Annotated in this window: 23 protein-coding genes and 1 pseudogene; 13 read left to right on the top strand and 11 right to left on the bottom strand. The window is 58.3% G+C overall.

What is annotated here, in order from left to right; translation table 11 throughout:
* The first annotated feature begins 82 nt into the window (after window positions 1–82).
* Window positions 83–592 carry a DUF721 domain-containing protein gene (locus RD1_RS01380; RefSeq protein ID WP_011566643.1) on the top strand — a complete coding sequence of 170 codons (510 nt, stop codon included), beginning with the start codon at window positions 83–85 and terminating at the stop codon, window positions 590–592.
* Between the two features lie 13 nt (window positions 593–605).
* On the top strand, window positions 606–1277 hold the full coding sequence (locus RD1_RS01375; RefSeq protein ID WP_011566642.1) for a DsbA family protein: 672 nt from the start codon (window positions 606–608) through the stop codon (window positions 1275–1277).
* Window positions 1278–1340: 63 nt separating this feature from the next.
* On the opposite strand, the gene lpxK is transcribed toward RD1_RS01375, so the two are convergent.
* The 6 genes from lpxK to RD1_RS01345 all read right to left on the bottom strand — a co-directional run bounded on the left by lpxK (window position 1341) and on the right by RD1_RS01345 (window position 7600).
* On the bottom strand, window positions 1341–2336 hold the full coding sequence (gene lpxK / locus RD1_RS01370; protein ID WP_011566641.1) for a tetraacyldisaccharide 4'-kinase: 996 nt from the start codon (window positions 2334–2336) through the stop codon (window positions 1341–1343).
* The gene (locus RD1_RS01365) at window positions 2323–3570 is read right to left on the bottom strand and encodes a 3-deoxy-D-manno-octulosonic acid transferase (RefSeq protein WP_011566640.1); all 1248 of its coding nucleotides are present in this window, start codon (window positions 3568–3570) and stop codon (window positions 2323–2325) included. The genes lpxK and RD1_RS01365 overlap by 14 nt, the downstream gene beginning before the upstream one ends.
* Window positions 3571–3576: 6 nt before the next feature.
* On the bottom strand, window positions 3577–3819 hold the full coding sequence (locus RD1_RS01360) for a DUF4170 domain-containing protein (protein WP_044032870.1): 243 nt from the start codon (window positions 3817–3819) through the stop codon (window positions 3577–3579).
* A gap of 60 nt (window positions 3820–3879) precedes the next feature.
* Entirely contained in the window at window positions 3880–4674 is a 795-nt protein-coding gene (locus RD1_RS01355; RefSeq protein WP_011566638.1) for a 3'(2'),5'-bisphosphate nucleotidase CysQ, read from the bottom strand.
* Entirely contained in the window at window positions 4661–6007 is a 1347-nt protein-coding gene (locus RD1_RS01350) for a TldD/PmbA family protein (RefSeq protein ID WP_044032869.1), read from the bottom strand. Before RD1_RS01350 ends, RD1_RS01355 begins: the two co-directional genes overlap by 14 nt.
* An 84-nt stretch (window positions 6008–6091) precedes the next feature.
* A complete protein-coding gene (locus tag RD1_RS01345; RefSeq protein WP_011566636.1) occupies window positions 6092–7600 on the bottom strand; it encodes a DUF2125 domain-containing protein in 1509 nt (502 codons plus the stop codon).
* 133 nt (window positions 7601–7733) lie between these two features.
* Between RD1_RS01345 and RD1_RS01340 the strand changes: the two genes are divergently transcribed.
* A complete protein-coding gene (locus RD1_RS01340) occupies window positions 7734–8483 on the top strand; it encodes an SDR family oxidoreductase (RefSeq protein ID WP_011566635.1) in 750 nt (249 codons plus the stop codon).
* Complete coding sequence (locus RD1_RS01335) at window positions 8480–9088, top strand: enoyl-CoA hydratase/isomerase family protein (protein ID WP_011566634.1); 609 nt, start codon at window positions 8480–8482, stop codon at window positions 9086–9088. Before RD1_RS01340 ends, RD1_RS01335 begins: the two co-directional genes overlap by 4 nt.
* An 18-nt stretch (window positions 9089–9106) precedes the next feature.
* Here the strand turns inward: RD1_RS01335 and RD1_RS01330 are convergent, their stop codons facing one another.
* Window positions 9107–9823 carry a VIT1/CCC1 transporter family protein gene (locus RD1_RS01330; protein ID WP_011566633.1) on the bottom strand — a complete coding sequence of 239 codons (717 nt, stop codon included), beginning with the start codon at window positions 9821–9823 and terminating at the stop codon, window positions 9107–9109.
* Window positions 9824–10004: 181 nt separating this feature from the next.
* Between RD1_RS01330 and RD1_RS01325 the strand changes: the two genes are divergently transcribed.
* From RD1_RS01325 to RD1_RS01285, 9 genes are all read left to right on the top strand, one after another.
* Entirely contained in the window at window positions 10005–11342 is a 1338-nt protein-coding gene (locus RD1_RS01325) for an MFS transporter (RefSeq protein WP_011566632.1), read from the top strand.
* A gap of 35 nt (window positions 11343–11377) precedes the next feature.
* Complete coding sequence (locus tag RD1_RS01320; protein WP_044032868.1) at window positions 11378–12850, top strand: NAD(P)-binding domain-containing protein; 1473 nt, start codon at window positions 11378–11380, stop codon at window positions 12848–12850.
* Entirely contained in the window at window positions 12847–13326 is a 480-nt protein-coding gene (locus tag RD1_RS01315) for a hypothetical protein (RefSeq protein WP_011566630.1), read from the top strand. The genes RD1_RS01320 and RD1_RS01315 overlap by 4 nt, the downstream gene beginning before the upstream one ends.
* Window positions 13326–13913: a peroxidase-related enzyme gene (locus RD1_RS01310; protein WP_011566629.1), complete on the top strand. Its 588-nt coding sequence runs from the start codon at window positions 13326–13328 to the stop codon at window positions 13911–13913. The genes RD1_RS01315 and RD1_RS01310 overlap by 1 nt, the downstream gene beginning before the upstream one ends.
* Window positions 13910–15016 (top strand): NAD/NADP octopine/nopaline dehydrogenase family protein, encoded by a 1107-nt coding sequence (locus RD1_RS01305; RefSeq protein ID WP_011566628.1) that lies wholly within the window; start codon window positions 13910–13912, stop codon window positions 15014–15016. Before RD1_RS01310 ends, RD1_RS01305 begins: the two co-directional genes overlap by 4 nt.
* Before the next feature lie 44 nt (window positions 15017–15060).
* Window positions 15061–16167, top strand: a complete 1107-nt coding sequence (locus RD1_RS01300) for an ABC transporter substrate-binding protein (protein ID WP_011566627.1) — start codon at window positions 15061–15063, stop codon at window positions 16165–16167.
* A gap of 77 nt (window positions 16168–16244) precedes the next feature.
* A complete protein-coding gene (locus RD1_RS01295; protein WP_011566626.1) occupies window positions 16245–17222 on the top strand; it encodes an ABC transporter permease in 978 nt (325 codons plus the stop codon).
* Window positions 17219–18010, top strand: a complete 792-nt coding sequence (locus tag RD1_RS01290; protein WP_011566625.1) for an ABC transporter permease — start codon at window positions 17219–17221, stop codon at window positions 18008–18010. The genes RD1_RS01295 and RD1_RS01290 overlap by 4 nt, the downstream gene beginning before the upstream one ends.
* A complete protein-coding gene (locus RD1_RS01285; protein ID WP_011566624.1) occupies window positions 18007–19092 on the top strand; it encodes an ABC transporter ATP-binding protein in 1086 nt (361 codons plus the stop codon). The genes RD1_RS01290 and RD1_RS01285 overlap by 4 nt, the downstream gene beginning before the upstream one ends.
* Before the next feature lie 556 nt (window positions 19093–19648).
* On the opposite strand, the pseudogene RD1_RS21235 reads toward RD1_RS01285, so the two are convergent.
* From RD1_RS21235 to RD1_RS01265, 4 genes and pseudogenes are all read right to left on the bottom strand, one after another.
* Window positions 19649–19917, bottom strand: a pseudogene (locus tag RD1_RS21235) (integrase core domain-containing protein); the annotation flags it as partial.
* A gap of 700 nt (window positions 19918–20617) precedes the next feature.
* Complete coding sequence (locus RD1_RS01275; RefSeq protein WP_011566621.1) at window positions 20618–22873, bottom strand: hypothetical protein; 2256 nt, start codon at window positions 22871–22873, stop codon at window positions 20618–20620.
* A complete protein-coding gene (motA, locus tag RD1_RS01270) occupies window positions 22870–23739 on the bottom strand; it encodes a flagellar motor stator protein MotA (protein WP_011566620.1) in 870 nt (289 codons plus the stop codon). The genes RD1_RS01275 and motA overlap by 4 nt, the downstream gene beginning before the upstream one ends.
* A gap of 66 nt (window positions 23740–23805) precedes the next feature.
* A complete protein-coding gene (locus tag RD1_RS01265; protein WP_011566619.1) occupies window positions 23806–24399 on the bottom strand; it encodes a MotE family protein in 594 nt (197 codons plus the stop codon).
* Between the last annotated feature and the right edge of the window lie 4 nt (window positions 24400–24403).

The raw sequence follows: 24403 nt of genomic DNA, 5'->3' as shown, positions 1-24403 counted from the left end.
TTTATATCCTTTGGGGTGCAGTAAGGCTGGCTGCGCAGCATTTCCGGCGCTATGTTAGGCGGACGTTTCAGGGAACATAGCGATGCCGCCTCGCCGCGCCAGTACAAAAGGATTCACCCGGACTTCGAGCCTGCTCACGCAGCGTATTCGCACGGCGTCCGAGAGCCGTGGTTTTGCGCAAAGCCGTCTGCTGACCCATTGGAGCGAAGTGGCAGGCGAAGAGATGGCCCGCATTTCCCGTCCGGTTGAGGTCAGCTATGGCCGTGGCGGGCTGGGGGCGACGCTGACGCTTCTGACGACCGGGGCCAACGCGCCCATGCTAGAGATGGAAAAGGAAAAGCTGCGCGCACGGGTCAATGCGGTCTACGGCTATAATGCCATTGCGCGCGTGCGGGTGACACAGACCGCAGCGACCGGATTTGCCGAAGGGCAGGTGGATTTCATGCTTGGTGATGCCAAGTCAAAGACCGCCCCAATCGACCCTGCGCTGCGCCAGAAAGCGGCTGACACCGTGCAACCTGTCGCGGACGAAGGGCTCAGAAGTGCGCTGGCGCTTTTGGGCGAAAACATTCTGAACAAGACAAACCGATGAAAAGGGAAACGCCATGTCGCGTATGATGATTATTTCGGCTGCCGTCGCAGTCATCGGCCTTGGGGCCTATTTCGTAACATCGCCGGGGACAAATCCGGTGACGCCTGCAAACCCTCTGGGGGCTGCAAACGCGCAGGAGGCGGCTGATATTGATACGTCTTCGATTATGGATATGACGCTTGGCAACCCTGATGCGCCGGTTACCGTGATCGAATACGCAAGCTACACCTGCCCGCATTGCGCGCGCTTCCATGAGGGGCCGTTCAAGCAACTCAAGGCAGATTACATCGACACGGGCAAGATCAACTTTGTCTACCGGGAGGTGTATTTTGACCGCTACGGCCTCTGGGCGTCAATGATCGCGCGCTGTGCCGGCACGCCGGAATCGTTCTTTGGGATGAGCGATCTGATCTATCAAAAACAGTCCGAATGGTCGCGCGCCGGTGATCCTGCGGCCATCGTTGATGAGTTGCGTAAGGTCGGCCTGCTGGCGGGTCTGGATCGCGACACCATGGAAGCCTGCCTGCAAAACGGTGAAAAGGCGCAAACCCTTGTGGCCTGGTATCAGGAAAATGCCACAGCCGACGGGATCGAAAGCACACCCAGCTTTCTGATCAATGGGCAGCGCTACAGCAACATGTCCTATGCCGAAATGGCCGAACTGATCGACGCCGCGGCGGAATGATCCGGGGCGCGGCGATTTCAGGTACTCACGAATTTGCTTGGGCTGGCGGTGACGCTGGCCCGATCAGGATTTAACAACGGGTCGCAACAAGTCTGCCAGCGCGTTTTCCTGACCGTCAAAGCTGAGACGAACGGGCAGTGTTATCACTTTGGTGCGGAAACTGTTCGGCAGGCGCGCGGCGTCTTTTTCGGTTGTCACCAGTTGGGCGTTCTGCCTTTTGGCATCTGCTTCGAGGCGGCTCATTAGTGCCGTGCTCAGCGGTTGGTGATCATCCAGCGGCTCACTGTGTACCACATTGGCACCCAAGGCGCGCAGGGTCGCAAAGAACTTTTCCGGATGCGCGATACCCGCAAAAGCAATTGCACGCATATCAGACCAGTCCATACCCGTTTGCAGCGGCGTCAATGCGCCCCGGATATGCGGCAGATCGGTGGGCAGGGTGCTGCTATCAAACCGAGCCTGTGCCTCAGCCGCCCCGACAGACAGCAAGGCATCCGCGCGTTTCAGGCCTATATCCACCGGTTCGCGCAGGGGGCCGGCCGGCAGGCATCGTCCGTTGCCAAACCCCTTTTCGGCATCCACGACGATCAGGCTGAAATCCTTGTGGACGGACGGGTTTTGAAACCCATCATCCAGCACGACTACACTGGCCCCGCCTTGCGCGGCAGCGGCGCAGCCTGCGGCACGATCACGCGCAACCCAGACTTCGGCAAAGGCGGCGAGCAGCAAAGGTTCATCCCCGACCTGTTTGGCCGTATGTTTCGATGGATCAACCCGAACCGGGCCTTTGAGCGAACCGCCATAGCCACGGGTCACCACATGGGGCGTTTCTAACATATCCATCAGCGTCGTCAGAACGGCAATGACCGTCGGCGTTTTCCCGGTTCCGCCTGCGTTCAGGTTGCCGACGCATATCACGGGCACATCCAGTTTCACGGGGGTGCCTTTCGCGAGCCGCCGGGCCGTCGCCATGCCATAGATTTTGCCAAACGGTTGCAGGAGCCGGGCCAGCAAAGCGGGCGCCTGCGGGGGCGTATACCAGAAGTCAGGCGCGCGCATGTGCGGTCTCCAATTCCCCGTCCAGTGCGGCCTGCACCAAATCAATGACGCGGTCCGTCACATCTGCACCTTCGCTGACGACATCCCAGCCTGCGTGCGCCATGGCAGCGGCCTGATCAGGCGCTATGAGTTGGGTGACAGCGGCACCCAGTGTTTCGACATCCTTAACGATGCGCGCCGCGCCCGCCTTGGCCAGCCGTGAATAAAACGGCATGAAGCGGCTGACATGCGGGCCATACAGAACCGCTGACCCAAGCGCGGCCGCTTCGAACGGATTGCGCCCGCTATAGCCCGAAACGAGGGAACTGCCCATGAAGGTCACAGGTGCGACGCGGTAAAACAGACCAAGATCGCCGTGATCTTCGGTCAGTAAAACCTGGCTGGCGTCATCCGGGTCCTCTCCTGCGGTCCAATCCGCATGCCGCAGGTCATCCGTTGCGATTTTCTCGGCAAAACCATCGGACAGCCCCCCATGGGCCGGGTGCAGCACCAGCAGCAAACGGTGCGACAGTCTGAGCGACTGGCGATGGGCTTGCAGGATGACGGGCAATTCTTCTTCCTGAATGTTATTGGCCAGCCACACGGGTCGACCGCGCAGGGTTTCGGTCAAATCCGCCAGATCCGAGTCGCGGCAAGCCAACGCATTTCCACCCGCCTGCAAGGGGGGTTTTCTGTCGATCCGCGCACTCTCGATCCCCAGTGTTTGCAATTTCTGGACAGCGGCGTTTGAGCGGACCATGATGGCGACAAAGGGTTCGAGCAATTGGCGCGACAGTTCCGGCAGCCATCGCTCGCGCTTGCCGTCAAACCCGGCCGCATCCGCATCAATCAATGCGATCGGGCATCCGGACTGATGCACCTGGTCCACCAGATTTGGCCGCAGACCACCCCATGCCCAGATCGCAACCTCCGGCATCCAGTGCCGCCAAAAGGATGTGACCGCATGCGGGTGTTCACTCGGGACCTGTTCAATCTGGATCAGATCGTGGGGCACCCAGCTTTGCAGGGTTTCCTCGTAGGATGCGGGGTCAGGCAGCGTGATCAGAACATGCACCCCAAAGCGCGTGTTACACAACCGCTGTGCGAGATCCTGAACCGCCAGCATGTTCTGCGGCTCACCCGCGTGTATCCAAACCAGCGTACCACGCGGCCGTTTTCCACGCGGCTTGTACGCCCGCTCGGTTGAACGTTTGGACAGAGCACGATAGGCCGTCAGCCCGATGGAACGGGCCATGGTGAATTACTCCAGTTCTTCCGTGGAAGAAGCGGCGGTTTCCTCGTCACGCAACCGGTGAATATGCGCGATGAAATAGCGCATATGCGCATTGTCCACCGTGCGTTGCGCCTCCGCTTTCCAGGCGTCAAAGGCGCTGGCGTAATCCGGGAAAATGCCGACGATGTGCAGATCATCAACGTTCTTGAAGGTGTTTTTGCCGGGATCAACCAATTCACCGCCAAACACGAGATGTAACCTTTGTGCCATGCAAGCAGTCCTCAAAACAAAAAGCGAGTGAGAACAGCGTTGCCGATCCACCCGTCAGGGTCAAGCGCCGCTCCCGCCCTCGCGCGCGAGCGCTTGCATCAGGCTATAGTGCAACGGCTTGCCTGACGCCACCATACCGTTGAGCCGTGGGTCGCGATTGTTGAAAAGCAGCGGCTTGCCGCCTTTGTCCGTGGATGTCCCTTGGGCTTCCTCCACGATCAGGGAGCCTGCCGCAACGTCCCATTCCCAGGTGGGCCGAAACGTCAGCATGGCATCGAAACGTCCCTGCCCAACCAGCGCCAGTCGATAGGCCAGCGAGGGGCGGTGTGATCGGTTGAAACCGGGCACCCCGTTCGGCCAATGATCCGGCGCAATCATGGGTTTGGCGGCCAATACGTCCGCGTTTTCAAGATCATCTTTCGCGGAAACGGTGATCGGCGCACCGTTCAGCATCGCACCCTTTCCGCGCGCCGCCGTGTACAGCAATCCGCGCAGCGGCAAATAGACGGCCCCTGCGGTGATGCGGCCCTTGTGCGATATGGCGACCGAATGGGCCCATGTGCTCGAGCCATCCACGAAACTGCGGGTGCCGTCTATCGGATCGATGATGAACACCGTATCACGCGACAGACGATCGCCGGTGTCCTCGCTTTCCTCAGACAGCCATCCGTAGTCTGGCCGGGCCAGCCGCAACACGGTTTCGAGATAGGTGTTCACGGCCAGATCGGCTTCGGTCACGGGGCCTGCACCGCCGGGCTTGTCCCAGCTTTGCGTGCTCTGGCCGGTGAAGCTGGTCGCAACCCGGCCCGCCATGACGATTGCGTCCGTGATCAGATCAAGGTCAGACGCCTGCAAGTGTCATCCCCGGTACAAGAAGCGAGGGCACGACCCGGCTCAGATGCGCGCGCGCGTCGTTTGCGGGGACAATGTTCAGCAGCATGTCCCGCAGGTTGCCCGCAATCGTGCATTCGTTGACCGCATATGTCATCTCACCATTTTCGATCCAGATGCCTGCGGCCCCACGGGAATAATCCCCGGTGTTGGAATTGATCGTCGACCCGATCATCGAAGTGACGAGCAGGCCCGTACCCATGTCAGCAATCAGGTCTGCGCGGCTTTGATCCCCTTGGGTGAGGGTGACGTTCCATGATGTCGGGCTTGGCCCCGAAGAGGCACTGCGCGCGGCGTTCCCTGTCGAGGACATGCCCAGTTTGCGCGCCGTTGCAAGGTCCATGGTCCAGCCGGTCAGCACACCATCTGCCACGATGTCACGCGCCTTGGTTGGCAATCCTTCGGCATCAAAGGGGCGGGAGCCGGAGGTGCGCGGCCTGTGAGGCAGCTCATGCAGACTGATGCCTGATGGCAGAACCTGCTCGCCTTTTGCGTCACGCAGCCAGGACGCACCCCGCGCCACGGAGGACCCATTTGCCGCCATCAGCAAGTGACCGATCAGCGTTGAGGAAACACGCTCGTCAAACAGGACCGGATAGCTGCCGGTGGGCGGTTTGCGAGCACCTGCGCGTTCGACGGCACGCGCCGCGGCACGGGTGCCGATGTCTTCGGGGCTGCGCAGGTCCGATTGAAAAATCCGGCTGTCGCTGTCGTAATCGCGCTCCATCTCGGTGCCGGTGCCGCAGATCGCGACGCAGGACAACCCGCGGTCGGTGCGCGCATAGCCCCCCCGAAATCCATTGGTGGCCGCAAAATGTACCTCGCGCGATGAATACCCGGCGGAGGCGGATTGCACCTGACTGACCTGCGGGTTGCCAAGGGCTGCGGCCTCGGCGCGGGCTGCGTCCTCTTGCAGCGCGGCGGGCGATGGTTCCGGTGTGGGGTCGTATAATTCCAAGGCGGCGATGTGGTAGCCTTGGGTGATCTGATCGGCGTTGGCAAGCCCGGCGCAGGGGTCTTCGGGGGCTTCTTTTGCCATGGCAACGGCCCGCTCGGCCATATCTTTAAGCGTATCAGAACGTGTGTCAGAGGCTGAGACAATCGCGCTGCGCCGGCCCAGAAAGACGCGCAGACCGATGTCTATACCTTCCGAACGTTCAGCCTGTTCCAGCGCGCCGTGACGCACTTCGATGCCAAGGGACGTACCCCGAACGGCCATCGCATCGGCATCATCAGCCCCCGCGCGCCGGGCGGCCTGCAAGAGTTGTTCGTTCAGATCGCTGAGGGCCTGCGTCATCATATGCTCCGTTAGAGGTGGGGTTGAGGTAGCGGCCTCGCTCCCCCTCTGCAAGGGCTGCGCTCAAAAACTGCGTCGCCGCGGTTACTGGATGCGCTGCCCGTTTGCCATCACATGGCCCTGATCGTTGATTTCGATCTTTGAGTTGAGCGTATCCGGTGCGTTGCCGGGCACGGCAAGCAAGCCCATCATCATGCGCGCGCCCATGGCCTGTTCCTCGGGCAACAAGCCGCCCGCCACGAGTTTGTCGATCAACCCATTCGCACCCGTCAGAGTCAGATCAACCGCGCCCGCAGGCTTGGGTGCACCCTCCGCGCTATTGTCGAACTCGAACGCGCCGTTGCCGACCAATTCAGCGCCAGCGACTGTGATCTGCACACGGTTTATGTCGAGCTTGTCGATTTCGGCCGGTGCCGTGCCGGGGTCGATCTCAGCGGCCACTGACGGGTCGAGAAAATTGAACATCAGACGCGCTTTCCCGGCCAGATCAAGCGCGATGGTTGCAGGGTCACGGGGCAGTTGCCCACCGGGATCAAAAAGCCCCCAGAGCATGTCGGACATGGTGAAGCCATCAAGCGTAAAGCCCAATGCAAAATCGTCCGGTGCCTCGGATTTGCGAATGGGCATCGCGATATTCATCGCTGTCTGGGCCACGTTGAAATTGATCGGCAGCGGGAACTGAGGCGAGGTCATTTCCACCTGCATGTCGTCCTGGGCCACATCATAGGTGAGCCCGTCCTGACCCAGTGTCACCCCGATGCGACCTGACTGACCGATCACCGATGCATCCGACGGCCCGGTCGGAGATGTGACGTTCAGGGTCAGCGCGTTTGCGGCAAACCCAAATGTCCCTCCCGCCGTGAACCCGGCGGCCAGCATCGCTTCGAGGTCGTTTGTATCAACCGCGCGCAGGGGCAGGGTGCTTTGCCCATCAAATGTCAGGGACTGCATCTGCCCAGACATGTCGCTGCTACCGCCAGAGGCGGCATCGGTTGCCTTGAGCGCGTAGCGCGCCGCGCCAATTTCCAGATCCTGCGTGTATCGCCGATGGGCATCCAGCACCATATCGGTGGTGCCCGAGATATCATCCAAAGTGATCACAAACGCATTGCTCTGCGCGGGCAAAACCTGCCCATTCACTTCAAAACCAGTTGATTCCAGTGAAATCGTCTGCGCTGAATACTCATACTGCAGGTCATTCGGGGTGCCTGACGCCACGATGCTCAGGCCGGTTTGTCGGTAGTCCGCAGAAACGCGGGTGGTACTGCCGGTGTCGTTCGGGGTCGCCATCTCAAATGGCATCACCGTGGGCAGGGCAACCGTCACCGTGCCATCGTCACGTTCCGTCAGCACAATCCGATCCATTGAAATGCGGCCACCGCCAAGGCTTGCATCACCGCTTGTGATCGCCACACCGGTGACGGTCAACACATCGCCCGCGCGCGCTTCCTGACCGGTCACGGAATACCCAAGGCCGCTGATATAGGTTTTCCAATCGCTCCAGACGTCATCTGCCGAAAGCTCTGCAAAAGCGGCGGGTGCGATCAGAACAAGGGCAGTGCTCGCCATGAAATGGCGCGTGATACGGGGCATAAAACGATCCTTTTTACACGGTTAAGCGCACATGGTCTGCCAACGTCCTGCGATGGTCAAGAGCCGATGGGCTGGACGCTTAACAGTTGGGGGTTTACCACAGCAATAACAACCTGAGCGGAGGTGCGGTAACATGAATATGACAGGAAAAACGGTGATGATCACGGGGGCGAGTCGCGGGATTGGTGCCGAAGCGGCCCGTGTTTTCGCGCAAGCGGGGGCCAATGTCGCCCTTTTGGCACGCAGTCAGCAACAGATTGCGGATCTGGCCGGTGAAATTGGGGAGCGGGCAGTTGCCATTCCCTGTAATGTTGCACGCTATAGTGACATGGCCAAAGCCGTCGCCGCGACGCAAGAAATGTTCGGCAGTCTCGATGTGCTGATCAACAATGCGGGGGTGATTGAACCGATTTCTCATCTGGCCGAGGCTGAGCCGGATGCCTGGGCTGACGTCGTTGATGTGAACCTGAAGGGTGTTTTCAACGGCATGCATGCGGCCTTGCAAGTGATGAAGCCCGCAGGCGGCGGGACCATCATCACCATCAGTTCGGGTGCCGCGCATGGGCCGGTCGAAGCCTGGAGCCACTACTGCACCTCGAAAGCCGGGGCGCATATGCTGACCCGTTGTCTCGATCATGAGGAATCGCAGCACGGTATCCGCGCCATGGGCCTGTCGCCCGGCACAGTCGCCACGCAAATGCAGCGCGAGATCAAATCGAGCGGCATAAACCCGATCAGCCAACTGGAGTGGGAAGTGCATATCCCTGCCGACTGGCCCGCCCGGGCCCTGTTGTGGATGTGCAGCCCGGAGGCGGACGAATGGTGTGGGCGCGAAATATCGCTGCGCGACGAGGACATCCGCCGGAAGGTCGGTTTGACATGATCGATGTTGATCGCACGGGCGATATCTGGACCGTCACCCTGAACCGCCCGGAAAAGGCGAATTCCCTGACCGAACAGATGTTGGTCGACCTGAGGGACACGATGCGCGCCGCACAGGCAGCCCGCGCCGTGATCCTATCGGGCAGCGGCAAGGTATTCAGTGCGGGGGCCGATCTGGAAGCGGCGCGCGCCGGACTGGCCACATCGCCGCTGTGGGAGGAGGTATCGCAGGCCGTGGCAAGCCTGCCGGGGTTATCGGTGGCGGCGCTGAACGGAACGCTGGCCGGTGGTGCCTTTGGAATGGCGCTGGCCTGTGATCTGCGCATTGCCGTGCCGGGTGCGAATTTTTTTTATCCTGTGATGAAACTGGGGTTTTTACCGCAACCGAGCGATCCGGGTCGGCTGGCTGCCCTGATCGGGCCGTCGCGGGCCAAGCTGATCCTGATGGGCGGTCAAAAGATCGCGGCGGATGAGGCGCTGGCGTTTGGATTGATCGACCGGATCGTTGCACCGGATGATCTGATGGCGGTCGCGCAAACGCTGGTCGCGGATACGGTCGCTGCGGACAGTGCAATCGCGACCGGCATCAAGGACATGTGCCGCTAAGCCACGGATAACCAGGCGTCATCCGGGGTGAAAAAGGCTCCCGACGGAGAAGGCGAGCAATGCTGCGACGCCGCCTATCAACAGTGTCTCAAAACCTGATTTCCACCATTTGGACAAGGACCACCTGCTTTTTCCGGTGCCAATCAGAAAGAACGTCAGCAACGTCGCAAAAATCGAGATCGAAAAGGCGTCATCAAGGTTCAGCAAAAAAGGGATCAGGGGGATGCTGCCCGCCACGAGGAAGGCCGCGAATGTTGCCAGTGCTGCTTTCATCGGTTCCGGTTCAACACGCGACAGGCCGTATTCGTCTGTCAGCATCATATCAATCCAGTTTGTCTTGCTTTGGGAAATGGCGGTTGTCGCTTCTTCAAGCACGTCGCCCGACAGGCCGCGCATCTGCAAAATCTGGCGCAATTCTTCCAGTTCGCCATCCGGGTGCTGTTCGATATGGCGCTCTTCGACCTGAATAATGCGTTTCCGGTCGTCAAGTTCCGCCTTGGTGCCCGAATAGTTGCTGGCCGCCATTGAAAAGCCGTCAGCGATGATGTTCGCCACACCCAGAGCTACGATAATGTGGTGCGACAGGCCTGCCCCTGCGACGCCAGCGACGATGGCAAAGGTCGTGACCGCCCCATCGATGCCGCCGTAGATCATATCCTTGAGATGCCCCGCGCGCTGACCGGCTGAAAGGCGTCGGGCGACTTCTGTCGGGCTGTGTCCGTGTTCCTGTGTCATGAACGCAATCTACACGATTGGAACCCGCCGTACTTGAGCAAGATCAAGGGACTGCCGGTCAAATGCTGCGCATTGCGCACCTGATCCAGTGGGGCTGCGGGACACCTGCGCCGCCACTATCATGTTGATCGCACAACGGTAACTTCTATGCTGGGCCCTGCATCCAAGGGGATTTCATGTCTTGAGCAGTCCGTTGTCCAGCCCGACGTTTCGTCGCCTATTCACCGCGCAGATCTGTTCCCTGATCGGGGTCGGATTGCTTACGGTCGCTTTGTCGCTTGCGGCGTTTCGGATCGGCGGCGCGGCTGCGGGCGGACAAATTCTGGGGCTGCTGCTGGCGCTGAAGATGGTGGCCTATGTCTTGCTCGCGCCACTTGCGGAAACCCTGCTGTCAGGCGTGTCGCGCAAGCGCGCCATGGTGTCCCTGGACGTGGGGCGCATGCTGTTGCTGCTGCCCATGGCTTTTGTTTCGCAGCCCTGGCTTGTTGCCCTGCTGGCCTTTGGCTTTTTCGTGCTTTCCGCCGGGTTCACGCCGCTGTTTCAATCGGTCATCCCGGACATCCTGCCCGAGGAGGCGACCTATACCAAAGCCCTTGCATGGTCACGGGTTGCCTACACGATGGAAGCGGTGATGAGCCCTGTGATTGCGGCTGCCATGCTCAAGATTGTAACGGGCGAGTCCCTGTTTTACGCCGCAGCGCTTGCTTTTGCGGGTTCTGTACTGGCGCTGTTGCTGGCGCGCCTGCCGCAGTTTCGGGACGCTGCGCGCGAGGGACCGTTCCTGAAACGCGTCGGCCATGGGTTTTGGATATATCGCCGCACGCCGCGTCTGCGGGGGTTGTTCCTGTTGAACCTGTCTCTCTCCCTGTCCATGGCATGGGTGCTGGTCAACTCGGTGGTCTATGCGGGTGCGCGGCTGGGCGATTCCGAACATTATTTTCCGATCCTGATGGCGTGTTACGGCGCGGGGGCCGCTTTGGGGGCCGTGATCGTGCCGAAGCTGCTAACCCGCATGAGCGAACGCAGTGCGATGATCATCGGGGCGTTGGGTTTTGCCGCTGTCGGTGCGCTCTTTGCAGTTTTGCCTGCGGTGCCCATGCCCTATCTGGGTGCGGTCTGGGTCGCTTTTGGCGTGGCCTCGTCGCTTGTGCTGACGCCGGGCGGATTGGTGATCACCCGGTCAGCGGCTCAAAAAGACAGGGCGTCGGTCTTTGCGGCGCAGTTTTCGGCCAGCCATGCCGGATGGCTGGTCGCTTACCCCCTCGCCGGGTGGTTGGGCAGCTTGCTGTCGCTTGAAACGGCGCTATTGTCTCTGGCATCATTATCGACCGTTCTGGTGTTGGTTGCGCTGAGAGTCTGGCCTGCTGATGATCCCGTGGATCTGGCGCATTGTCACCCGGAATTGCCGGACGATCATCCGCATCTTGAGCAGGTGCCCGCTTCAGGCGCGCAGCACCGCCACATACATGCTTTTCGCATCGACGAATTGCATCCGATCTGGACAGAGCGGTCGATTTGATGCTGAAATAACAGGGTTTTTGCAGGAAGAGGGTTATGACGGTTCAGGATTTCGCGCCCATTGATGGCATGGGCTTGCCCGCGCTTGAGGGTCGTCTCAAGGAAGATCTGGCGTTTTTGTGCTATCCGGGCAAAGCTTGGGTGCCAAAACGTGAGGGCGTCACCGATGTTGTCATCATCGGGGGCGGCATGTGCGGCATGGTCGCGTGGTTTGGGCTGGCGACGGGCGGCATCCGGAATGTGCGTGTTCTTGACCGGGCAGAGACCGGGCGTGAGGGTCCGTGGCTGAGCTATGCGCGGATGGAAACGCTGCGCTCGCCCAAGATGCTGACCGGCCCTGCGTTCGGGCATGGCGCCTTGACGTTTCAGGCGTGGTATCGCGCGCAATTCGGGGCTGCGGCATGGGAGGCGCTGGATAAAATCCCGCGCCCGATGTGGATGGAATACCTGCAATGGTATCGCACCGTGCTGGAGGTTCCGGTGGAAAACGGCATCTCGGTTGATCATGTGGAGCCAGAGGGCGATTTGCTGCGCCTCACCGTCACGGGGGCCGAAACACCGACGATCCTGACCCGCAAGCTGATCTTTGCGACGGGACGGGATGGAACGGGGGGGCCGAATATCCCTGACTTCATCAAAAACCTGCCGGGCCATCTCTGGGCGCATAGTGCAGATGAAATCGACTTTACCCGGCTTGCGGGTAAACGGGTTGCGGTCATCGGTGTCGGGGCCTCTGCCGTGGACAATGCCGCCGAAGCGTTGGAGCATGGGGCCGCCGAAGTGCGCCACCTGATCCGCCGCAAGGAAATGCCCACGATCAACAAGATGATGGGCATTGGTAGTTTTGGGTTCACAGCGGGGTTTGCCGATCTGCCCGATGAATGGCGTTGGCGCTTTATGCAGTACAGCTTTGCAACCCAGACCCCGCCGCCGCATGGCTCAACCCTGCGGGTCAGTCGCCATGACAACGCTTATTTCCACTTCGGCAAGGCCACGACCCGGGTCGACCCACAGGGCGACGGAGCGATCATTCATTTCGCCGATGGCACCTTTTACGAGGCGGACTTCGTCATTCTGGGCACCGGTTTCGTGATCGACCCCATGGCGCGGCGCGAATTTGGCAAAACGGCGGGTGACATCCTGCTGTGGCAGGACGTCTACACCCCGCCGGAGGATGAACAGTCCGGTGACCTTGGCCGGTTCCCCTATCTGAACCCGGATTTTACGTTTCGCGAAAAACAGCCCGGCACGGCACCGTGGCTCGCCAACGTCTATTGCTTCAACTACGGGGCATCTGCCAGTCTGGGCAAGGTCAGCGGGGATATTCCCGGTATTAGCGAGGGCGCGGCGTGGTTGTCGCGCGCCGTGGCGGCAGAGTTATATGCCGAGGATATCGAGGCGCATTGGGAGGGCATGCAGGCCTATGACACGCCCGAACTCAGAGGCGACGAGTGGGAGGCGACCCCCCTTGAAATCCAGCCGGAGCCGCAAAAAGGGCGCGTTGCATGAGCATATTCGAGACGACCAGCCTGCGCGTGGCGGGTGTTGAGGTCGATGGCAAGACTGCCAAAGCGATCAGCGGTCGGCACAACATCATCGAAATGACGCAGGCCGCCGAGGATGCGGTTTTACGTCCGCGCGACAGCGGTGCTTTTGGCCACAATCTGCGGGCGGCATTGGCCGCGCGGGTCGCAAGGCTGGCGCAGGATGACGTGCTGGCGTCCCACTACCTTGCAAGGGCAGGGGACAAGGCGGCGCTGGCTGATCCGACTGAAACCGGGGCGGCGCAGGGATTGTCCGCCGTTCTGGCCTTTATCGACAAGGTGGCCAATCAGACCCGCGATATTGCGGCTGAGGATGTGTCCGGCCTGCAGGCGGCGGGCGTTGAGGATGCGGATATCGTGCGGCTTTGCGAACTGGTGGCGTTTCTGGCCTATCAAACCCGCCTCATCGCCGGGTTGCGTCTGATGCAGGGGGCCGCGTGATGGCCCGTGTCATTCATAAATTCACCCGCAACGTGCCCCATTGGCAGCCGCGCCTGACGCCGGTCAAACTGGCCGAGGCCACGCCGGAACAGCTTGAGGCGCTTCAGGTCACACCGTCAAATACCAAGGTCTCGGATTACGTGCTGACGCTGGCGCATGATGTGGAAAGCCTCAAGGTGCGTTCGCCTTTGTTCAACGCGATCATGTATGACGCTGGCGGGCTGTCGCGCTCGGAGCGCGAGTTGGGCGCGCTGGCGGCATCCATGGTCAACCGCTGCATCTATTGTGCGGCGGTGCATGCGGATCGTCATGCCAAGATCGAAAAAGACACGACGACAACGGATGCCCTGTTCGCCGCGGGCGAAAAGGCCGATCTGAATCCCCGAGACCGGGCGATATTCGACTTCGCCCGCAAGTCGGCAGAGGCACCGCCCACCGCCGGCGCGGCGGATATGGAAGCGTTGCGGCAGGTGGGTTTGTCGGATGCGGAAATCCTTGATCTGATCCTGTCGGCGGCTCTTTTTGGCTGGGCCAACCGGTTGATGCATGTGCTCGGTGATCCTGTGCGCAAAACGGAGGACGCATGAGCGATGCGGTACGCATAGGGATCGCCGGGGCAGGTTCGGTTGCCTTTGGCACCGCTGCATTGTTGCACCAGCAAGGGCACGACCCGATGCTCTGGTCCCCTTCCGGTGCCGGGACCGAGGCGCTGAAATCTGCACCACTGCGGGCTTCGGGCGCAATTGAGGCCACGTTCGAACCGCGCATCGCGGGTTCTGCCGCGGAACTGGCGCGGGACAACGATATTCTGCTGCTGGCCCTGCCGGCTTATGGGCACAAGGCGGTCATGGACGCGCTGGTGCCGCATATCCGCGATGGGCAGCATGTCATCATCTCCTCCCATGCATCCCTCGGGGCGGTCTATCTGATGCAACTGCTGGCGGCGCGCGGCATCAAAGCGCCCATCACCGCTTGGGGGACGACGGTCGTGACCGGCAGGCGGCAGACCGGCAGTGCCGTGCAGGTCAATACCGTGCGCAAACGCGTTGACCTCTGCACCGTGCCTGACACGCAGTCGGATCGCGCCCTTGATGCGTGCAAACGGCTTTTCGGCGACCGGTTCCAGCCGCGTGACGGGTTGCTGGCGATTTCCCTGTCCAACCTCAACCCGCAAAACCACATGGGCATCGCCCTTGGCAACATCACCCGGATGGAGCGGGGCGAGACATGGAGCCAGGGCCAGAATGTGACCCCGACCATAGGGCGGTTACTGGAGCAGCTTGATCTGGAACGGCTTGCCATTGCCGAGGCGCTGGGGTTGCAGGTCAAGACCATATTCGAGCACTTCCATCTGAGTTTTCATGTGCCTGTGGCCTCGATATCCGAGATGAACCAGCAGATGCACGCGCAGGGCAATGGCGGCACCGGACCTGCCACCGCCGACAGTCGATATGTGACCGAAGATGTGCCCTATGGCTTGCAACTGACTGCTGTTCTGGGCCAGCTTGCAGGGACACCCGCACCGTTGCACGAAGCAGGGATCGCGATATTTTCCGCCATGTATGGCCGTGATTTCAGCAAGGAGAATGCGCTTTTGGCAGCACTGGAGCTGGAGAACTTTACCCTTGATGACCTGACGCAGGCCGCCCGTACCGGCCTGCTCGGGACGGCACCATCGGTGCCACAATAAAAAACGATGCGGAAATCACTTCACCCAACAAGGAGACATGACACATGACGAAACTGATTTACGACCGCCGCCGCTTTCTGGGCACTGCTGCGATGACGGGTGTGGCGCTTGCCAGCCCGGCGTATCTGCGCCGTGCCTCCGCTTCGGGCGGGGAGGTCAACATCTGGACCTATAACGATTTTGTGCCCGCCGCCTTCAAGGATCAGTTCGAGGCTGAAACCGGCATCAAGGTGAACGTGCGCCTCGTGGACGATCAGGGCAAGCAGTTCAACTTGCTGGCCGCCGAAGCCCCGAACCCGACCGTCGATATCATGACGGTTGCCGGGCACCGCTTCCTGCAGTTCATTGACAGCGAATTGCTGGCACCGCTGGATACCGACCGTCTGGCGAATTGGGGCAACATCAACCCGACGTTCTCCGAAAGTGACTGGGCGACGATCAATGGAAACAAATGGGGTGCGCCGATCCTGTCGGGCATGGAAGTTCTGTCCTACAACACCGAGCTGGTGAGCCCTGAGGAAGTCACAAGCTGGGACGCGCTGTTCTCCGAAAAGTTCAAGGGCCAAACCGCCTATATCATTCAGGATATGATGTCGATCATCATGCTCAAGATGGGCTATGACGGCAATATGGTCGCTTATATGGACGATCCGGAAAAAGCCGCCGCCATCGTCGAGGAGGCCAAGCAATTCCTGATCGAGCATAAACCGCTGGTGCGCAAATACTATGACAGCGGTGCCGAAATTCAGCAGATGTTCGTCAATCAGGACATCGCGCTTGGTCATAGCTGGAACGGCCCTGCGGCGGCCTTGATCAACGATGGCTTCCCGCTGGCCATGACCATTCCCGAGGAAGGGTCCTATGGCTTTGTCTATACCTACAACATCGCCAACAACGCGCCGAATGTGGACAACGCCTATACGTTCATCAACGCCATCCTCGCCTCGCCCGAGATTGGCGCGGCGATGACAAGGGCATCTGGCTTTATCTCGACCTACAAGGATGCGTCCAACTACCTGACGGATCTGGAAAAGAAATCCACCGCTTTCCCGGATGAGGAACTGGCCAGATTGCAGTTCTTCCGCGCCGAGGCCAACAAGATGAAATACGAACTGGTTGATCCGGCCGTCGAAGCGATCAAAGCCGCCTGATCCTTTTGTAATACCGCCCCGCGCGCCCATTTGCGGCGGGCGGGGCCTTTGAGCTTTTCCACCAAAGGAGCCTGTCCATGCGCAACGAGGCCGCGGCCCAAGGCAGCATCCCGCAAAACGGGGCCGACCGCACGTTCTGGGGGCGTCTTTCCGGCTGGACAGCGTATCGCACGGTGATGGGCATCGCCACCGCATCGCCCCGGCGGCAGTTCCTCATTCTGGCGGCTTTTCCAATCCTTTGGGTCTTGACCCAGCATTTAGGCCCCATGGTGCAGATGCTGCGCGTCAGCCTGATGGATGCCTATCCCGTCGCCCCCGGCGTGGAACAGAGCTTCACACTGGACAATTATGCGCGCTTTTTTGGCGATCAGATTTTCTGGCAACCCTTCTTTCGCACGCTGAGCTTTGCGGCGGTTTTTACCTTTTGCACGCTGATCCTGACCTATCCGGTGGCCTATTTCCTTGCGCGTCACGTCAGCCGCAAGAACCGGATGTTATTGTTATTGTTGCTCCTTATTCCGTTCTGGGTGGGGGAGATCGTGCGCACCTATGCGATCATGATCCTCTTGGGCAATACCGGAGCGGTCAATCTGGTGCTGCAATGGTTTGGCCTGATCGACCGGCCCATCCCTTTCATGTACACCAGTTTTTCCATGGGGGTCGGCATCGTTTACCTGACTGCGCTCTATATGCTTTTGCCGCTTTATTCCGCGCTGGAAAAACTGCCCGACAGCTACAACGAAGCCGCCGCTGACCTTGGTGCCGGGGCGTGGACCCGCTTTCGTCGCGTGACATTGCCCCTGACGCTTGAGGGAATATCGTCGGGCTGTACGCTGGTGTTCCTGATCTCGACCGGGTTTTACGCCACGCCGGTGCTGTTGGGCGGGCCGTCCACCACCGTCTTTGCCCAGACCATCGCGGGGTTCTTCCACGTGGCGGGGGATGAATGGCCCACGGGCGCTGCCTTTGCCACAATCATGTTTGCGGGTGCGATCGTGCTGACGGCTGTGTTCCAAAAGCTGATGTATGCGTTGCGCAAGGGAGACACCAAATGAGACGCGGCAATCGCATCCTGTTGTCCTGCATCTATTGGGCTTTTGTGCTCTATGTCTTCGTGCCGCTGCTGCTGATGATCCTGATGGGGTTCAAGGACAGCAAGTTTATCGGTTTTCCCATCCGGTCCTGGACATTGGATTGGTATATGGGTGTTTTTGTGGATGCCGAATTGCTCTCGACGCTGGGGTATTCGGTGACAATTGCGATCTTGTCGACACTGATCTCTGTTGTGGTGGGCACGTGGATCGCGGTGCTGCTGGAGGGGCGCAAGTTTATTGGCCGGGCGGCGGTCTTTGGCCTCACGCTGCTGCCTGCACTGGTGCCCGGTATCATCTCCGCCATCGCCTTTCGCATTTATGCCCGCTGGCTGGGAATCGAGCCGGGGATGGGCGCGATCATCTGGGCACATGCGGTGCATAACGTGCCCTTTGTGGTGCTGGTTGTCATGGCGCGGCTGTCAACCTTGCCCAAAAGCCAGATTGAGGCGGCGCGCGATCTGGGCGCGGACCCGATCATCGCCTTTTTGCGCATCACCGTGCCTTACCTGATCCCCGCGATCCTTGGGGCCAGTATCTTTTGCCTGCTGCTCAGCTTTGATGATTTCGTGCGGTCGTTCTTCTTGGGCGGCTACGAACCAACGCTCCCCGTTCTGATTTTCGCCATGTTGAGGTCGGGCATGTCACCCGAGATCAACGCCATCGCAACGGTTGCGCTGGTCCTGACAGCTGCCATTGGCATCTGGGCAGAACGCTTCACCCGCCGCATGAACAGGGATACAAACCCATGACTGACGCCCCCCCTCTTGTCCGTATCGAAGGTATTTCCAAGAGCTTTGGCAATACCGTTGCGCTGGATAATCTGACGCTGGACATCGCGCGCGGCGAATTCGTGACCTTTCTGGGCCCCTCGGGCTGTGGCAAGTCGACGACGCTGCGTATTCTTGGCGGGTTTGAACGACCCGACAAGGGCCGCGTCATTCTGGATGGTGAGGACGTCACGACGCAGCCGCCCGAAAAGCGCCACGTCAACATGGTGTTTCAGGACTATGCGCTTTTTCCCCACATGACCGTCCGGCAGAACATCTCCTTTGGGCTTGAACTGAAGGGTATGGACAAGGCGAACATCAAACGCCGTCAGGACGAGATCATGGCTTTTCTCGAACTGGATGGATTTGGCGACCGCTATCCCGGCCAACTGTCGGGGGGGCAGCGTCAGCGGGTGGCGCTGGCCCGCGCGCTTGCGCCTGATCCGGCCCTTTTGCTGTTGGACGAACCCCTGGGCGCGCTGGATGCCAAGTTGCGCGGGCAGGTTCAGCAGGAGTTGAAATCGATCCAGCAACGCACGCATAAAACCTTTTTCTTTGTCACCCATGATCAGGAAGAGGCGCTGACCATGTCCGACCGCATCGTGGTGATGAACAAGGGTCGGGTTGAGCAAGACGGCACACCCGAAGAGTTGTATTTTCACCCCGCAACCCGCTTCGTTGCCGAATTCATCGGAGAGACGAACCTCTTGTCCGGTCAGATGCGCGCGCGCGACGGCGACAGGATCGTGATGGATTGGTTCGGGCACACCCTGAGCGGTCAGGCACCCGCCGGGCCTTTACAAACGGGCGATGCGATAACCGCCTCCGTCCGGCTGGAGAAACTGGGGTTTCATACGACACGCCCAAATGCAGCCAATGCCGTGCAAGGCAAAGTTGTCGGCAAAACTTTTCTCGGCAGCCGCATGGCGCTCGATCTGGTCATTGAAGAGACCGAGGGTGCGGTTCTGCGTGCTTTTGTGGATGCAGAAACAGGGCAGGCCGTTGGTGCGGACCCGATCTGGATCGGCTGGGACAGCGACAGTATGGCAGTTTTGCAAGACTAGGTCTCTTCGAGCAGACAATAAAACCTGAAATACATCTGATTGATCCGGTTTTTTTGACGGAGGTGCGTCTGTTTCATGGATGCTGCGTTATCTCGTTTTCCTGACATTTTTGGATCGCAGGATACGTTCGACCGAAGAGCGCTTCATCTTCTAAAACGAACCTGCCAAAAGGGGGCGATCAAAGAATAGGAAGCGGACCTTAAGACCCCAGAGTCAAGCTGGAAGTTTCCTTCGGTCGATCGGCGGCATGAACGTGTCTGACACGAAGAGGTTGCGGGCGCTTGAAGGTGAGAACAATCGCCCGGAGCGGATGTTGGCTAATGCCATGTCGCACAGTGCTGCGCTGGGTGACACGCCGGTGTTCCGACATTTTCCTATTGCTGCTGACCTGAGACCTAACTCTCTTCCAGTCGTTAGGCGCATCTGCGTCTTGATTTCCGGCCTCATGCGGCCTGCTTTTGCAACTTCGTTTTGGCTGCGAACGCGTTTAGCGTGGGGTTGGCTGGTTTTGGTTGTGGTCGTCTTTGCACTTTGCGATCTCTGACCGTGCGTCAGCGAGGGACGAGAACAAATGCTGGTTCAGAAAATCATCCCGCATCCTGCCGTAGAAGCTCTCGACGAACCCGTTCTGTGGCGGTTTTCCAACGGCGATGCAGTGCCAATCCACCTTAGCATACTGGTACCAGTTGCGCGCAGCTGAATGATCTGATCCAGCTCGCGTGTCTGCCGCGCGCCAGACAGTGACCTGTCGGGCACAAGCACCAAACACTCCCGGCTGCAATCGTCTATGATGGCCAGAACACGGAACTTCCGGCCATCCATTACCAGGCAGTCGTTTGCGTCGCAAAGGATGAGAGGGTGTGAAGGCGTCTGAAACGAAGCCCGGCCTCCACCACTGATGGATCGTTTCTGGCAGGCCGATCGGGCGGCGCGTGCCTCTCTTGCGCACCTGACCCGGTCATCCAGTTTCCGAGTCACCCGTTGCCCGGATATGTGTCGGTTCACCACTGTCGCCTGAGCTTCGCGGGTTCAATCCTCCATGATACACAGAACGTGGAACCGCTGATCATTCAACAGGGCGTCCGAGACGAAATCCGAGCACCTGCGTTGGTCGGTCGTTTCTCGCGCCAAGATCAGACGCCGCGTCGCTAGGCATGCTTGTAACCGCCCTGTTTACGGACTGCTACCCGTTCTTTCCGATACAGGAACGGCTTCTTGTGGTTCAATTATACGTCTTCGCGCTTCAGCAGGATATGGAGCCGCCGATACACAAAGCTAGGCGGCACGCTGAGAGGCCCTCTTGGAATTCATCACCGGCTTCTAAACTCCACATCGTCGCCACTCAGCACTGAGATTGAAAAGCCTTGCCGCATTCAAACGAAAGGTGGATGAGGCGAAAACTGGAAGCGTTACTAAAACTGGGCAGATCAAGAACTATTCGTAAGGTCGATGGAACTTCAGTTTGGAACAGAAATGAAGCCATGGATTGGTTGTAGGAATGCTATTCACCCTCGCGACTTTTGTTTCAATTTTGCACCTCAAGCTCTGTCAGAAGCCCTTCCAGCGTGAGCCTTGCGTTGGCACTCGAGGCTATTGCTTGGTTGCTATTGTTAATCATTTCATTGTTCTGCGGTATCCGGTCAGTTGGTTCATTTACGATCGCACGCAGTTGTCCAAAAACCATATCGTCTTCGGTCAACAAATTGTTCCAATCGTCAGAGAGCCATGCCGAATCTCTTGCATCTGTTTCGGCTTCTGCCACTGAAAAATACTGAGCGGCAATCTCGGGTTTTCCTAGACCCTGCATCGCCTGCCCTTTGATCAATGCTGCATCGGTTCCATTTAAGTCACTAATCAGGTCATAGCTTTGTTGATAGTCGTTTTCTAAAAGAGCGAGCCTGGACTTCAGCAGTCTTGCGTCTGGTGACAAGGGTTCGATAGGACGATTGAGAAGCACCGAAGCAGCTTCAGTGTGAAAACCCAGATCAAACAGTCTTTGGGCAGTTGCCACTATTGCTTTCTGATTGAGGTCGTCTTTCTTGCCTGAGAAAAGATCAAAGTAAGCTTCCAAAAAGTCTATATCAGTTGCACCATCAGCCAGTTCGGTAAAAGCAAAACTTGTGAGTTCAGTTCTCGTTTGGACATCAAGCGCTGAGTTTTGAGTGTCCAGCGTCTCAAACGCCTTTGTGTATTGTCCTGAACTTGCAGCAGCGAGTACAAATGCACGAAGCATCACTGGACCTTTTTCGGAATTCCTCAGTTCAAGCGCATAGGTCTCTGCCAATAGAGCTACGTCAGCTTCTACTGGCGTTTGCGCGGCGACTTGCCGGTCGATAAGTTCGATAATGGCTTCAGCTGTTTCGCTAGTTTCGCTATTCACTATGTCGTTTATAACTGCCTCTGCTTGTGCAGCCTCATTTCGCAGGTCGGCCAACTCCGCATGCACCAATCTTGGTTCGTCATCACCGTCAGTCAGCCTTTGATAACTTCGCAGCGCGATACTTGCGTTTGCTACATCACCGCGTGCCGCCAAGCGCTCACTTACTTTTTGGGCAAGAAACGATTTGAGATGGCTCGGCAATTTATCCAAGCCGCGCAAAGCCGCGAGTGCGTTCACCGTCTGGTCTGGAGGGATCTCACTCGCTGCCAAAAGAGCCCACAGTGCCAAGTCAGAGTCGCAGTCCGCGAAGCGATGCAAACTGCGCGGGTTCTGAGCATGTCCAAACTCCAAAACACTAGCAATATCCAATAATTCTGGATACTGGGCTTTCAGGCTCGGAGCCATTTCAAGGGTCTGTTTCGCTTCCTGCCCGAGGCCAAAGTAAAGCTGCAAACGCGCGTGCGCCAGTACTTTTTCTGGCATTAACCGACCTGACGGATCATATAGCCCAAGAACCGATGTGCCGATCTGCTTCCCCATGTCTTCTTCATGACCCCAGGATGCGACGTCAACGACAGCTGGATCCATGCATACCGGGCTCGAAGCGACTGTGTCTCGCTCTAGCCCGCTTTCTGGTATGTCACTACTGTTTGATATCCTCATGTTCCCAGCCAACGGTGTGGCGATGATCGGTATTTGTTCCGACGAGTCGAATATTTCAGCAGGTGGAGTTTCCGCATTTCTTGGCGGGTTAGAAATCGAAACATCGGGCTTTGGTGTCAATATTCCCCTGGACGCTGCAGACGAAAACGCTGCGAGCAGCCTTTCCTGAGTTTCAGAAACAAGCTCACTCTCCATCGAAAGGCTCTGTTCGTCTGTTACAATGCCCGCCTCACTTGATCCGTCTTGCACAACACTTTCTGAAGACTGAGCGATCTGTTGATCCGATTGTGACCAAAGCAATTCACCGTATGAAAAGCCTGATGCTGGGATGCTAATTGCCTCTGTTTCACTACCAGCATCCACAACGTCCTCCAAAACAGGTCGGTCCGAATTCGTGATATCAATGACCAAAAAACTGTTTTGTTCCAAGAACGCATCAACAACGCAGTTGCACGCCAGTTGCAGCTCCAACTGCGAAGCTTTCGCGACCAAAGCCTGCAGGCGCGTGCGTGGGATAATCTCAAAGGCAACGCTCAAGTCAAAGCCACCGTCGTAGTTTTCAAGCTTGAGAATGGGATTCTTCTCAGCTTGCGCAATACTCCACTCGACATCTGTGGGTAGTTGCATAACCAGCCGCGTAAATGTGTTGTGTTCGCCAGAGCGAACTACGATTGGCTCTGCCATCAATCGTAGCGGAAATAGAACCGCCACAAAAATCAGAAGTGTGAGCTTTCTCATGCCGCGTTCTGCTTGACGGATTTCAGTGCCTCTTCCAACTCCGCAAAGCTCGGGCGATGGTGCGATGGCGTGTTTTGGCGACCGACTTCAATACAAATGTTCGTTGCATGTGCATGCAAATTCGCGACCAAGACCTCCCTAATGAGCTGGTAGAAGTGACCGTCTTCTTCGGTAACGCTTTTTACTTTCGCAGCAAACGGTCCTACGAAGCCATATGCCAAGAACACCCCGAGGAACGTGCCAACAAGAGCACCACCGATAAGTTTACCCAATACCTCTGGCGGTTGGTCAATCGAGCCCATCGTCTTAATGATTCCGAGAACAGCAGCAACAATACCGAGAGCAGGAAGCCCGTCGGCCACCGTTTGCAAAGCATGACTGGAGTGCATCGCATGGTGCATGTTTGCTTCCATACGTTTTTCGAGAACTTCTTCCACTTGATGCGGGTCATCGTAATTCATTGACGCAGAGCGAAGGGTGTCACAAATCAGGGCCACTGCTTCCTTGTCCTTTAGAATTTTCTCGTACTTTGAAAAAATTGAGGATTCTTCTGGCGCTTCAATGTGTTCTTCGATCGCGACCGGATTTTGGCGCGCCAGCCGTATCAGCTCGAACAATAGGCATAGGAGATCCTTGTAGTCTTCATGGGACCACTTCGGCCCCTTGAAGACGCGACCGAGGTCACGCATCGTGTGCTTGATCGCTGACATGTCGTTACTGATGAGGAACGCACCGACAGCCGCTCCACCAATCATTGTCATTTCGAATGGTAGAGCCTTGAAGATGATACCCATCTTGCCCCCGGCAGCCAGGTAGCCGCCAAAGACCATTGCAAATACGGTGATTATGCCGATGATTCCGATCATGCCGTTCCCCAAAAAATCGTTACGTCGGTATATTTGCAAAAGGAGGTTAAAAAACCTTCACGAGAGTCAGCCTTTTGGCGCCTCTGCATTTCTTCCTGCAAGGATTACACTGATCGTGTACGCTTTGTTTGGAGTGAGACCGGACATTATCCCTGCCGCAGCATCAGGCCGCATGCGCCCAAGGAATCCTGCTGCGAAAGCCGGCTCCATTTCTTCGAACAAGGCCGCGGCAACTTTTGGCTTCATATTTTCATAAACGGATGTGAGCCTGACGACATCGTCCTCTGCTGCCGTATCAGCGATGGCGAGCATAGACCTCAAAGCGTTCTCTGCATCTTGAAGCACCTGCAACCGTTTCTCGATTTCAGCATCGGCGACTTCCAAAGCCTTTTGTCTCCTATCAATCTGACGTTCGAGACGCTCAATGCGCGCTTCACGCTCCTGAAAGGCGATCAGCATTTTTGAAAAGTCCGCCTTGGTTTCTTCGGAACCGGCTGACTCTTCTTTGGCCTCTGAAATGGCCGGCGCGGGGAAAGGGTTCTCTGTTGCGACTGCTTTCCCGGCCTCGCTGCCGATGCGTATCGCTGCAGAGCCGATCAGCAAACAACAAATCAAAAGTACAGAGCCGCGCCCATTACGGCGTAACATGTTGATTTTCATGAGC

The sequence above is a fragment of the Roseobacter denitrificans OCh 114 genome, assembly GCF_000014045.1.
In the GTDB taxonomy this organism is placed as follows: Bacteria; Pseudomonadota; Alphaproteobacteria; order Rhodobacterales; family Rhodobacteraceae; genus Roseobacter; species Roseobacter denitrificans.
The sequence above is the reverse complement of the archived record's forward strand: the minus strand, read 5'-3'. Positions and strand labels throughout refer to the sequence as shown.